The organism is Peribacillus butanolivorans (genome assembly GCF_001273755.1).
Taxonomy (GTDB): domain Bacteria; phylum Bacillota; class Bacilli; order Bacillales; family DSM-1321; genus Peribacillus; species Peribacillus butanolivorans.
This window is the reverse complement of record NZ_LGYA01000001.1, coordinates 749,799-763,110: the sequence shown is the minus strand read 5'-3', so window position 1 is coordinate 763,110 and position 13,312 is coordinate 749,799. Positions and strand designations below refer to the sequence as shown.

The window sequence follows — 13,312 nt, the reverse complement described above, 5'->3', positions numbered from 1 at the left end:
GAAAGCAAAGACCACCAAAAAGTGGTGACACGGCATATCTGGCAAGCATATGTGGAAGAAGCAGATCATCTGCGTACTCATCAAGATGTAAAACCTATATATGCGAAACGTAAAGAAACGATTGAGCGTGTATTCGCAGATGCAAAAGAAAAACATGGTATGCGTTGGACTACTTTAAGGGGACTTAAAAAATTGTCGATGCAAGCGATGCTTACTTTCGCTGCCATTAATTTAAAGAAGATGGCCAATTGGACATGGCAAGGTCCAAAAATGGCTTAACAGAGTGGGCTCGTAGAGCCCCAATATCTTAACCTTGGACCAAAATTCAAAGGGAATTTCAAAAGGGGTTAGGAATTTTATAATTCCGAACCCCTTTTGTCTACAAACTGAGCCGGATTCGATATAGAATCAGGCTTTTTTTCAATAATACCTTCGAAGCTGCCGAATAAAGCATCATCGCGACAAGTACCGATAAATAAAACTAATTGCATATAAGTATAAATGGCACTGGCTGTCCATTTGGCGCAGTGGAACTGAATAACGTCCTAACTCTACAGTTCACTCTCAGCCTTTTTGGCTCCCCTTCTGGAAGTATTTAATTTTTAATCCTCGGTTAAAATATACTACTAGTTTCTATTAATGAGCAGACAAAAAAATGCAAATACTATTATAACTTTCCATCCCTAATAATGGCTATATTCTTTCTTTAAACCAACTTCTTTACATCTGTTCAATACATCTGCTATTAACCAAGTTAGATGGATTAATACGACAATTTTTCTATAGACTCACTAAGGTTTGTTTTGATATCTTTATTAAGGCTAATTTACACTGGGGAGAGAATAGACATGGATAAACATTCAATTTCAGCTGAAAAAGGCGCCTACATCAGTATTGCCGCTTACATATTCTTGTCTGCTCTTAAATTGTCATTTGGTTATTTTGGAGACTCTAAGGGACTATGGGCAGATGGTTTAAATAACACAACCGACATCATCGCTTCCATAGCCGTATTGATTGGTTTAAAAATATCTAAGCGACCACCTGATGATAATCATTCATATGGTCATTTGCGAGCGGAAACTGTAGCCTCGTTAGTAGCTGCCTTCATTATGATTACAGTTGGCCTGCAGGTTATTTTTAGTGCTGTAGAATCTTTCTTCTATCAAGATTCAACGACGGTTCCCAATATGCTGACTGCTTATGTTGCTATATTCTCCGCAATTTTTATGTACGGGATTTATCGTTACAACTTAGCATTAAGCAAAAAAATTAACAGCGCCTCCATTTATGCAGTTGCACAGGATAATCGGTCTGATGCTCTGGTCAGTATTGGTGCTTCTATAGGAATTTTAGGTACTAAGATAGGGATTTTCTGGCTAGATGCAATAGCTGCCTTAGTCGTTGGATTCATCATCTGTAAAACAGCTTGGGATATTTTCCGTGATGCTTCTATCTCTTTAACCGATGGTTTTGACGAGCAGCTACTACAACAAATCGGACAAACCATTTTATTAACAGAAGGTGTTAAAAACATGAGTGAAATTAAAGCTCGTATGCATGGTAGTGAAATTCTACTCGAAGCTACCGTTCATGTAAACCCACTTTTGACCGTCATCCAAAGCCACGATATTACGGTAAAAATCGAGGAAAACCTTTTAAAAGAATATAATATTCAACATGTGATTGTTCATATCGAACCATATACATTCCCCCAAAAAAGGTAACCGTCATTAATTTTACGGATGCCTTTTTTATCTTTATAATCCACTACTCACAGTAATAAAACTGTGTCAAAAAAAGGGATTCCCCACTTAATTGCCGAATATTTATCCAATTGATGCATGTTTAAAGAACGGTAATCTGTTATCATAAAAGCACAATGTAATTATTTTGATATTTTGTAATTTTATTCTAAATCATAAATCTTAAGCTCAAAGAAAATTCATTTTCCTACAGTATGGAGGGCAAAATGGTATCTAATCGAGAAATGACCATTCACTTTTTATCTTCTCAAAAAGGCAGTATTATTTCCAAATGGAATGATGAGCTGTTGCATTTACTGGATGGATATATAGGGTATTTTAAAGGAGAAGTAGAAAATATTTTTAACCTGCTAATTGATCAGATTGGAAAATCAGATACTGACATAGGAGATGTACTGAAGGTCGTAGGAGAAAAAATTGCATCTGATCGAGTTAAGAAGCAGCTAAATATGGAAATTTTCTGTGCCACTGTGGCTATCGGTAGATCCATCATCATTGATCACGTTCTAAATTCTGAGGCAACTAAAGAAGAAGTATCTGAACTAATTCATCAAATTAACGCTTACTTCGATAAACTCATTCAATATGCATTATCCTATTTTACCGAATTGAAAACGAAGGAGCTTGAAGCACGCTCTCAGTTTATAAGCCCTAACCATAAGGACCGTTTGACACTCCTAGGCCAAATGACCTCAAGTTTTGTTCACGAATTCAGAAATCCACTTACTTCCATCATGGGATTTATTCAATTATTACAAGCAGAACAACCTGAGATAAAATACCTAGATATTATTTCAAAAGAATTAGATCAGCTCAATTATCGGATTACTCAGTTTCTTAATATCTCTAAGAAAGAAACTTTTGAATCACAACCGGATCTATTTTCTATCGCCCAGCTAGTAAATGAAGTGATTGAATTTTTATATCCTAGCATTTTGGAAGTAAATGCTTCCATAACTTGTAATATCGCTGATGATGCCGTGATTTCTGGTTCTAAAGAGGAATTTCGTCAGGTTTTACTAAATATCATTTTAAATGCTCTTGATGTGGTTGCGGGAATGCCTTCACCATCCATATACATTTCCGGTTCAGAATCACCATCCGGTATTTTATCCTTAAATATTTCAAACAACGGCCCTAAGATACCTGAAGAGGTACTACCAAATATTTTCGAACCGTTTATTACAACTAAAAAAAGGGGTACAGGATTAGGACTATTCGTTTGTAAAGAGATTGTTTTAAAACATCAAGGAACCTTGACATGCCATTCAACAGATTTCTTAACGACTTTCTCAATACAAATAAAAACAAAATAAAGTATAATATCCGTTATATCCATGGATCCATTTGAGTAAAAATTTTGACTGATTCGAGTATAGTTACTTATACTAATAGTTAGGTTCCACTACTAATCGAGGTGAATGACTCTATAGATTGAAAATAAAAAACATCATAAATTTTCATACTAGACAAAACGATATTTATTTTTCATCTAACATTTGATAAGATAACAACATTTCATTCATTATTGGTTTTGGGAGGTGACTGGGAAAATTAAATCGTTCGACATAACAAACGATTCAATTAAGTCCCACACTATTTGGACATTTTAAGTTTTTTAATAGTAATTATCTTAATCGCTGTAACTGCTTTTTTTGTGGCTTCAGAATTTTCAATTATCAGGGTGCGAAGCTCAAGAATTGATCAATTGATAGAAGAAGGCAACAGAAAAGCCATTGCGGCCAAAAAGGTTACATCTGATCTTGATGAATACCTATCAGCCACACAGCTTGGAATTACCGTGACTGCTCTAGGGTTAGGGTGGCTTGGACAGGACACCATCCTTAAATTGATAGGACCTTTATTCGGGGCCTTGAATTTCCCAGGCGAAGTCACAAGCATTCTAGCTTTTGTCATTTCCTTTTCACTGATAACATTTTTGAATGTCGTTGTGGGTGAATTGGCTCCAAAGACCGTTGCCATCCAAAAGGCTGAGCAAGTGACTTTGGCTATCGCCAAACCATTGATTCTTTTCCATAAGATTGCCTTTCCTTTCATCTGGGTATTAAATCATTCTTCTCGTTTTGTTGTCGGATTGCTTGGCTTCAAGCCTGCTTCTGAAAGTGAAATTGCCCATACAGAGGAAGAATTGCGTTTCATCCTCTCTGATAGCTATAAAAGTGGAGAGATTAACCAATCAGAATTTAAATATGTAAGTAACATTTTTGATTTCGATGACCGTGTTGCCAAAGAAATCATGGTCCCAAGGACGGAGATTCTAACCATCTCAAAAGATGAAACGGTACAAGAATTCGTTGATGTGGCTAAACTAGAAAAATACACCAGGTACCCTGTTGTCGAAGGTGATAAAGACCATGTTATCGGCTTAGTCAACTTAAAGGAAGTTTTTTCAGATCTTATTAAGAATCGAGAAATCCATTCAAAAGCAATTGAAAATTATACTCGCCCAATTATTCGGGTCATGGAAAATATTCCGATTCATGATTTACTGCTGAAAATGCAAAAAGAACGCATTCATATGGCGATCTTGATGGATGAATACGGCGGTACTTCCGGTCTTGTCACGGTTGAAGATATCCTTGAGGAAATCGTTGGTGAAATTCGCGATGAATTCGACATTGATGAAGTCGCATCCATCCGAAAAATTAAGGATGGGCACTATATTTTAGACTCTAAACTTCTTGTAAAAGAAGTGAACGATTTACTCGGCATTCACTTAGAGGAAGATGATGTTGATACAATCGGTGGATGGGTTTTAACGGAGAATTATGATGTAAATGTTGGCGACATCATGGAAAAAGACGGATTTTGCTTTAAAGTGATTGAAATGGAAGATCACGCCATTCGTTATATTGAAGTGACAAAAAAGGTCGAACAGCTACCTGTTGAAGAAGAACTTCCTCAAGGATAACGAATAAAAAACAGCCTCGTAAAAGTAAATTTTACGAGGCTGTTTTTTATAGTGATCACTTTTCAGAAAACCGGCCCATTTTCTTGACCGTTACGATTGGAGGTGTACTCTTTTTTTTCCAAATAATATAAAGAATGATAAGCACAAAGGAAAAACCAGCTACAGGAATTAAATAGGGAGAAGTAATCTCACTAATCTGCTGCCAATTCTCCCCGAGAATCCGTCCTAAGGTTAGAAATAAAATGGTCCAAGGTATGACAGCAGCAACCGTATAAAAGATGAACTTCCAAACAGACATTCTCGCAATTCCTGCAGGGATAGAAATAGCATGGCGGACGACCGGGATGAAACGAGCCGTAAAAACCACTCCAACCCCATAACGATGGAACCACTCTTCAGCCATTACAATATGTTTTTCTTTTATTAAAATATATTTCCCATACTTTAAAAGAAATGGCCGTCCTCCGAAATAACCCGCCCAATAGAGAAATAATTGCGCTATCGTCCCTCCTACTACACCTGCAAGGACAGCCCCCCAAAAGTTCATTTTACCCTGACCAACTAAATAACCTCCGTATCCGAGAACGAGCTCACTCGGGATGATTTCGACCATCAATCCTAATAAAACACCTATATACCCCATTCCTGCAAACCAATTTAATATCGTCATAATAAGCTGTGACATCATGCAATCGGACTCCCCTTAAGGCTAATTTCAAAATGTTTGTCCTTCTATCCTATTGCAGCACATAACGTTCTATTCGATTTTTTGCATGGAGTATTCTCTTCTTCATTAAGGAATTCATTCCCGAAAGCACAAAAAAAAAGACCAGCTGGAATTATCTCCGGTCTCATTGCATTAATATTCTTTTAGATCCCGTTTTTGTTGAAATTGAGAAAAAACAGCTGTGGTGAGTAAGGATGAGTCATTTTGATAAACATTAGTGAAAATCTCCTGACGAGATTTCGTTTTTTCAATATGAATCCCGAGATTTTTATACTTCTTGATTATTTCGTTAGTCATACTTACTCTCCCTTTCTGCTGTATCATTATCCTTTAACTTCCCAATTAACGAATATATAAAACCTATTTATAGAATTGAATGGAAAAACCATACAGTGTTACTGTTAACACTTGTCAATTAACTTGAATTGTTTGCAATCGATGTTCGTGTACTTCGTCCTTTTCAACATGTACCTGAACTTTATAGGTGCCGGGTTCAACAAAAGATACCTTATTTTGGTAATTTCCTTTTTCCTCTTCTTTAGCTTTGGTGAAATGGCTTTCTTCGCTACCTTCTTTCCACACCTCAAAATTCACATCTGCATTTGTCAAAGGCTTTCCATTTAATTCTACAGATGCTTCAAAGTTCGAACTGCTTCCTGCCTTCACAGGGTTACTTTGAAAATCAATTGAAACATCCGTACTTGGATGAGCAGATGCGCCTTCACTTTCATGATCCGTAACGACAACTTCTTTTTCCGGCATCACATGCAGCCCTTTGGCTGTTACATGGGCAACCACATAATATTTCCCTTGTTCATTAAACGTATGCATCACTTGATATGTACCACTTCCTGTATTCTTCGCCTCCAGCATTTCCCGTTTGTCCTGTCCCGACTTTCTTACTTCAAACAGAACCTCACCAGCTTCATTTACTAAATTGCTTCCTTGTTTTACTGTTGTTTCAAGGATTACTTCTTTGCCAGGAACCAATTTCCCTTTAATGACGACCGATGCTTCCATTGATTCTGGAATAACAGTATTCACTTCTTTATCCTCCGGCATTTCAGACTCCTGACAGCCGGCTAACATAAATAACAACGCAGTACACACATAGAGTTTTTTCATTATAACGTTCCTTTACTATTTATTAGACCCAAAATCTGTCCTTTTCATATTGCCCATCCTTCCCTAATTTCAGATTTTTATACAATTTTTCATCATGCAGTCCGCATTACGGTCACTGAAGTCAGTAGAGCTACAGCAATAATCGTTAAAAATGAATAAATAAAGATAGAAATACCGACCACACTTAGTCCAAAAAGAAGAACACATCCATCAATAAAGAAAATTAACAATCCAACATTTAGTCCGCTCTTTCTAGAAAGGATTTGAGCAAACATATCCGTTCCACCTGTCGATGTTCCATACCGAAGCATGAGTCCAATCCCAAGCCCAATCAATCCTCCTCCAATTATTGCACTAACATAAACAGGAAGATTCCATTCAATGACTGCCTCGGAAAAAATATCGATACATAAGGAGGAAAAAAGTAAGCCATGCAAGCTGTTAACAAATAGTTTTTTTTCAAAATACCATGCATATATATATAATGGAATACTACTCAAAATCACACCTAGCCCTGTTGGAAGCCCTATATAATAATGAAAAATCAGCCCAATTCCTATCATGCCACCATCTAATAAATGATAAGGTATCAGAAAAAAATTGATTCCCACCCCTACAAGCATGCTTCCAGCAATAATCGCTGCCATTTTTTCTATGATCTTCATGACCCCACCTCCTTTTATAATGCATAAACCTGTCCAGTTTCTATAGAATATGTTTATACAATCTAAAAAATAATGAAACTAACCAATTTTTGTGAGAACAGCCCTTTTGTTTTCTGAATATTCTATCATAAATGCGGTAAAGCAGAGGAAATAGTCAAAAATCGCTAATTAGTAGATCAAAGTGATCCTTTACAAGGAATATACCGGATTTAAGGAGTCATAAGCTGTTTGACTGAATGATTAACTCTTTCTATAATGAAAGTATTTAAATTTATTAAACTGAGGTGATTGGATGGGATATTAAAGAATGTTCGTTTTGACGGACGGACGCTGCTTTGCCTGACGAACAAGGGCATACTTTTGAAAAGCTTGTGCACTTCTTCAAGCAGAAATTCTTCTTTTTCCCGTCTGCGCATCGCAAATCACATACACTAGTATTCTCTTCATCATTTAAAAATGGGAATTCGAGCTGATACACATATAGCTTTTCTTAAAACTTACAGCTCGTTAAGGGACTCCCGACAGTATTTAGCAAGCAAAAAAAAATATACTTGTATATTTTAAAAATGTAGGAGGTGGACTCCTTATTCGTCTCAAAGGCGAGTTAAGGGAGACTATTTGGACATAATAAACTTGGTTTTTATTGCCATTTTAATTGCTTTAACAGCATTTTTTGTAGCTACGGAGTTTGCAATTGTTAAAGTGAGAAGCACGAGGATCGATCAATTAATTGAAGAAGGCAAGCCAAATGCTGTTTCTGCAAGGCAGGTCACATCCAACCTCGATGAATATTTATCAACATGCCAGCTCGGAATTACTATAACTGCTTTAGGGCTTGGGGTACTTGGAGAACCGACAGTTGAACGCATTTTGCGGCCACTTTTAAATCAATTAAATCTTCCTGAATCCGCTTCACATGCACTCTCAGTTGCGATTGCCTTTTCTTTTATTACCTTCATACATGTAGTTATTGGAGAACTGGCACCGAAAACTTTGGCGATTCAAAAAGCAGAGCAGGTAACTTTATTTGTTGCTAAACCTTTAATTGCATTCAATAAAGTCATGTATCCTTTTATCTGGGTACTAAATGGCTCTGCAAGGACGCTAACAAAAATGCTCGGATTAAAAGCAGTTTCTGAACATGATTTGGCTCATACAGAGGAAGAGCTTCGTATCATTGTTTCCGAAAGCTACAAAAGTGGCGAAATTAACCAATCAGAGTTTAAATATGTGAATAAAATTTTTGAATTCGATGATCGAATTGCAAAAGAAATCATGGTTCCACGTACAGAAATTGCTACGATATCTAAAGATGATACGATTCAACAATTTTTCACCATAATGACTGAAGAGAACTTTACTCGCTATCCTGTCATCGACGGCGATAAAGATCATGTTATTGGAATGGTGAATATCAAAGAACTATTCACTGAAATGATAGATAAAAGTAATCAGGCAGCGTCAACGATAAATAGATATGTTCGCCCTATTATCCGTGTCATTGACAGTATTCCGATTCACGATTTACTTTTAAAGATGCAAAAAGAACGTATTCACATGGCTATCCTCATGGATGAATACGGCGGCACATCAGGTTTGGTCACCGTTGAAGATATTCTTGAGGAAATTGTTGGTGATATTCGAGATGAATTCGATTTGGATGAAGTACCGGATGTTCGCAAATTAAAAGAAGATCATTATATTATCGATGCAAAGGTATTAGTAAGTGAAGTGAATGATTTACTGGGACTGGATATCAACGATGAAGATATTGATACCATGGGCGGATGGATTCTTACTGAGAATTACGAAGCCAAACAAGGTGATATCCTGACTTATGGTCCCTATCACTTTAAAATAAAAGAAATGGAAGACCACCATATCTGCTATATTGAAATATATAAACCAGCAAAAGTCGTGGGCGAAGTAAAAGAATTTCCGATAATATCGCAAACTGAAATTGTTTCATGATAAAATAACCCCCCGCTCTAAATGAGCGGGGGGTTATTTTAATCCCTCAACACTTTATCCTCTAGATTTAGGTACATCAAACAAATATCTCACATATTATATAAGAAAACCCCAGCTTATTATTTTGATTGACAACATTAAGTATAGTTCAACCTTTATTGTTTCATACTGTTAGAGAAGCTATATTTTATGAAGGAGTGAGGACTTATGAAACTCATAACCATTTGCCAGCACTGCAAAGGGAAAGGGAAAACCCGCTATCTACAATTTTTTTCACGGAACTGCACTCAATGCAACGGACAAGGAAAAGCGGTAAAAGATATGTCTAATTTAAGAAATCATGCAAAAAACCTCTAACAATCTTTCAAATTTTATAGTTAGGCTTGATAACACCTGATTTTTTTAAGGTGTTATAAACGATAAGGACTGCCGGCCCCAGGAAAAGCCCAATAAAACCAAGCATCTTAAACCCTAAATAAAGACTGATTAACGAGGCCAATGGAGTTAATCCCATATTCGCTGAATAGACCTTAGGTTCAATTGTTCTTCTTATGATAGTTATGACCAAGAATAGGATAATTAGACCGATTCCAAGATGATGGTTTCCTTGTGCCCAAACAATAATGGCCCAAGGAACAAGTACAGATCCTGTCCCCAGTATAGGAAGAATATCCACTACAACTATAAGTAGTGCCAATAACATCGTATATTTCACATTTAACAACCATAGTCCCGTATAAGCCATGATAAACGTGAATAAACTTAACAAGATTTGAGCCTTAATGAAGCCTATTGCTGCCATACTTAAATCTTGATAAACTAGTGATATTTTTTGATATGTGGACGTCTTTAAATAAAGGAAAGCCTTTTTTCTTAGCTTTGGTAATTCTAGGCTGATTAAAAACAAAGCGATTAAATAAATCAAAAAATCAATGAAAAATCCAGGAACAAGTGTAACAAATTGGACCATATCCTGAACAAAATCCTTTGTAAACCCTTCAAGCGCTTTGACCCCTTTTTCCATCGTATTTTCAATCGACTGAATGAGGTTTGGCGGCAATGTTTGAGAATATTGCTCCCATTGCCTAATAACCGGCAGAATAGCTGTCAGATACATCTCACGAATAAAACCAGGAAATTTCTCCGAATAGACAATGACTCTCTTGATTAAAACTGAAAGCAAAAAATATGTGATGCTCATGAGCCCGCCTACATACAAAATAAAAGAAATTAAAACGGCCCAAAGGCGATGTAGCATTAATGTTTTACTAATTAGGCGAACTAATCCATCCAAAAGAATAGCTGTTAGTAACGCCAAAATTAATGCCCATGAGTAGGGAATTAAAAATAGTATAACTAATAAGAGAACACCCCTCCAAAACCAGCGAAAAAACAAAGCAACATTCACTAAATAAACCCTCCTAGCACTTTCTTGTTTCTCCTTATATTTATGAGACAATATCCCATATATTTCGCTTATACGTTTTATTTTCTCAATAAGGGGAAAAGAGAAACAAAGAAATGGAGGGATTGACATTGGATAACAAAGATAAAGAAAAGTTTCTTGAAGAGCGTAACAATAAATCTAAGGCATTCAAAGAGAATCAAGAAAAGCAGCTAGAGCGTGACCAAGTTGTCATGCCCATTGAAGATTTACCAATTGATGAAATTAAATATGAACGAGAAGAAGAACGAAATAAAAAGGAAACTAAACAACGGTCCACCAGCGAAAGATTTTAAAGAAAAAACCAGCCAATCAAAGGCTGGTTTTTTCTTTAAGAAATCATGTTGTAAGTCACCCCAATTGGCAGCTATCTTTTCTGGCGACAGGATGTAGATATCATGTTTTTTCATTTCAATTTCCACAATTCTCATTTTTTATTACCCGAATTTTATTTTTGTCTTGATAATAAGTCTGTTGTCCATCAATATTCAATCTATAAATAACGGTATACATTTACATGGAAAAATAAAAAAGCCATTCTTTATAAGGATTCGTCTGTCAGTTTTTATTTACTTCTTGATTGATTTAAAATGATTTAGGGAGGCTTTTACTATAATACTTCTCTTCCCTCCCCTTGCTTCCAAAAAAAAACATTGACTGAAATGAATGATTCTTTACAATAGACTTTTAAGAATTAAAGAATATAATGGATTGGTCAACCATTATAAAGGAGAATCATATGACGAACCCTACTCAATTATTTCATCAATATTTACAAGTATCCAGATCATTAGTTAGTAAAATGAATGAACAAATTACAGCCCTTGAAATTTATCATAATCAGTGGACAATCTTGAATTATTTAAAGAACTGTGGATATTCCACCATCCCCGATATTTGTAATTACTTGGATGTAGATAGTGTTATCATCACACGTTCAGTCAACAGCATGGAACAGAATACTATGATTAAGCAGGTCCCTGGAAAAGATGAACAGGAAAAGCGAATCGAACTAACTCCCAAGGGCAAAGAAGTACATACAAAATGCCTTAAGATTGCAGAAAAGATTGAAGGAAAAGCCCTGGATGGCATTACTGAAGAAGAGCAGGACTTATTTTTCCAGACGGTCCTTAAAATCCTCAATAATATAAGGAACTGAATTGGTGCCTTATATTATTGTGGAAGATGTGATAGTCATGGCCTTTTCCATTGACCTCTTTTGAGTAAAACGAGCTAAAGCCATGCCTTTTTTAAAAGTCGGATTCCTTCTTCGATTTCCCTTTCGGTTAAACCACCATACCCAATTAAAATAGTCGGCTCTTTTACCTTCTTTGAATGATAAACCGAAGTTGGATGGACTTTCACCCCGACACTAGCAGCCGTTTGAATGAGCTCTGACTCAGTGCTGCTGTTTTTTACTTTTAACAGAACGTGTAATCCTGACTTTTCACCGATTACAGTTACACGATCATTAAAATTCTCTTCCATTGCATTCAGTAACACCTTATTCTTTTTACGATAAATCGTACGCATTTTATTCAGATGGCGTTCCCAATGTCCATTTTTCATAAAAAGACAGAGCGTTTCTTGAATCATTCTAGAAACGGTCTGTTTGTAACCTTTTAACTTTTCATGATAAAGAATAGCTAACTCCTTTGGTAACACCATATAGCCCACTCTAATCGTTGGAATCAACGATTTTGAAAACGTACCTAAGTAGATAACCCTTCCATTTGTGTCCAATCCTTGTAAGGAAGGAATTGGTTTGCCTGCATGACGAAATTCCCCGTCATAATCATCTTCAATAATATAGCCGTTGTTTTTCTCCGCCCAATTCAATAATTCCACCCTTCTAGTTATCGGCATGATCATGCCAGAAGGAAATTGATGGGAAGGAGTGACATAGGCAACATTCACAGCACACTCTTTCAAAGTGTCAACACTCATTCCACTTTCATCTAATGGAATGAATGTCATATGGGCTCCCTCCAACCTCAATACCTCCCTAACCCGATGAAAGCAAGGGTCTTCCACCCCAAAGATCCGCTCGTTTCCAAGAAGTAACCGTAGTAGATGGATTAAATACTGTGTACCTGCACCGATTATGATTTGATCAGGAACACAGCGAACTCCTCTTGATTGAAAAAGATAGGCAGCAATCTCCGTTCTGAGACCAACTTCCCCTTGAGCATCACCACTGATAAACAATTCTCTTTCCTGATGATACAACGTATTAATTAAACATTTTTTCCACACGGAATGCGGGAAAGAGTCTATATCCACCCGTCCATGGTTGAAATCTATCTTGCTCGTTTCACGTTGAGGGAGTATCATTCCCTGTGAAACAGGCAACTGTTCCATTATAGGTAGTATCCGTTCTAAATCAGCTACGTAATAGCCTTTCCTTAAACGACTTTCCACATATCCTTCTGCTATTAACTGCTGATAAGCTGCATCCACCGTATTCAAGCCTATTCCTAAATGAATGGCAAGCTTTCGTTTAGAAGGTAATTTAATTCCAGCATTTATTTGTCCATTCTGAATTTCCACCTTAATATATTCATACAACTGAAGATATAACGGCTCTTTTTTTGTTTTTTCTAGAATTAGAGTGATTTCAAGCATCTGGACCTCCCTTAAAACTGGTTCTATAAATTATATCAGTTTTGGTTCTTATTACAG

At 36.4% G+C, this 13,312-nt stretch carries 13 protein-coding genes; 7 read left to right on the top strand and 6 right to left on the bottom strand.

Features of this window, described 5'->3' with window-relative positions; translation table 11 throughout:
- The 4 genes from AKG34_RS03670 to AKG34_RS03655 form a co-directional block, all read left to right on the top strand.
- A partial coding sequence (locus AKG34_RS03670) for a transposase (protein ID WP_152952340.1) occupies positions 1-279 on the top strand: 279 nt, incomplete at its 5' end.
- 569 nt (positions 280-848) lie between these two features.
- Positions 849-1,727: a cation diffusion facilitator family transporter gene (locus AKG34_RS03665; protein ID WP_053344827.1), complete on the top strand. Its 879-nt coding sequence runs from the start codon at positions 849-851 to the stop codon at positions 1,725-1,727.
- Between the two features lie 245 nt (positions 1,728-1,972).
- Complete coding sequence (locus AKG34_RS03660; RefSeq protein ID WP_053344826.1) at positions 1,973-3,082, top strand: histidine kinase N-terminal domain-containing protein; 1,110 nt, start codon at positions 1,973-1,975, stop codon at positions 3,080-3,082.
- Positions 3,083-3,366: 284 nt separating this feature from the next.
- The gene (locus AKG34_RS03655) at positions 3,367-4,698 is read left to right on the top strand and encodes a hemolysin family protein (protein WP_053344825.1); all 1,332 of its coding nucleotides are present in this window, start codon (positions 3,367-3,369) and stop codon (positions 4,696-4,698) included.
- 55 nt (positions 4,699-4,753) lie between these two features.
- Here AKG34_RS03655 and AKG34_RS03650 read toward each other — a convergent pair whose 3' ends face one another.
- From AKG34_RS03650 to AKG34_RS03635, 4 genes are all read right to left on the bottom strand, one after another.
- Positions 4,754-5,383 (bottom strand): undecaprenyl phosphate transporter UptA, encoded by a 630-nt coding sequence (locus AKG34_RS03650; RefSeq protein ID WP_053347977.1) that lies wholly within the window; start codon positions 5,381-5,383, stop codon positions 4,754-4,756.
- 174 nt (positions 5,384-5,557) lie between these two features.
- Positions 5,558-5,722, bottom strand: a complete 165-nt coding sequence (locus tag AKG34_RS27845; RefSeq protein ID WP_157443799.1) for an Lmo0850 family protein — start codon at positions 5,720-5,722, stop codon at positions 5,558-5,560.
- Between the two features lie 114 nt (positions 5,723-5,836).
- Positions 5,837-6,550: a FixH family protein gene (locus AKG34_RS03640; RefSeq protein ID WP_083450658.1), complete on the bottom strand. Its 714-nt coding sequence runs from the start codon at positions 6,548-6,550 to the stop codon at positions 5,837-5,839.
- Positions 6,551-6,642: 92 nt separating this feature from the next.
- Positions 6,643-7,215 carry a YitT family protein gene (locus tag AKG34_RS03635; RefSeq protein WP_330219137.1) on the bottom strand — a complete coding sequence of 191 codons (573 nt, stop codon included), beginning with the start codon at positions 7,213-7,215 and terminating at the stop codon, positions 6,643-6,645.
- Between the two features lie 618 nt (positions 7,216-7,833).
- Between AKG34_RS03635 and AKG34_RS03630 the strand changes: the two genes are divergently transcribed.
- A complete protein-coding gene (locus tag AKG34_RS03630) occupies positions 7,834-9,186 on the top strand; it encodes a hemolysin family protein (protein WP_053344822.1) in 1,353 nt (450 codons plus the stop codon).
- A 364-nt stretch (positions 9,187-9,550) separates the two neighbouring features.
- Here AKG34_RS03630 and ytvI read toward each other — a convergent pair whose 3' ends face one another.
- On the bottom strand, positions 9,551-10,594 hold the full coding sequence (gene ytvI / locus AKG34_RS03625) for a sporulation integral membrane protein YtvI (RefSeq protein WP_223305357.1): 1,044 nt from the start codon (positions 10,592-10,594) through the stop codon (positions 9,551-9,553).
- Positions 10,595-10,722: 128 nt separating this feature from the next.
- Between ytvI and AKG34_RS03620 the strand changes: the two genes are divergently transcribed.
- Positions 10,723-10,926 (top strand): hypothetical protein, encoded by a 204-nt coding sequence (locus AKG34_RS03620; protein WP_053344821.1) that lies wholly within the window; start codon positions 10,723-10,725, stop codon positions 10,924-10,926.
- 443 nt (positions 10,927-11,369) lie between these two features.
- Entirely contained in the window at positions 11,370-11,789 is a 420-nt protein-coding gene (locus AKG34_RS03615) for a MarR family winged helix-turn-helix transcriptional regulator (protein ID WP_053344820.1), read from the top strand.
- 74 nt (positions 11,790-11,863) lie between these two features.
- Here AKG34_RS03615 and pdxR read toward each other — a convergent pair whose 3' ends face one another.
- Positions 11,864-13,255, bottom strand: coding sequence for a MocR-like pyridoxine biosynthesis transcription factor PdxR (gene pdxR / locus AKG34_RS03610; RefSeq protein ID WP_053344819.1), 1,392 nt, complete (start codon positions 13,253-13,255; stop codon positions 11,864-11,866).
- Positions 13,256-13,312: the final 57 nt, after the last annotated feature.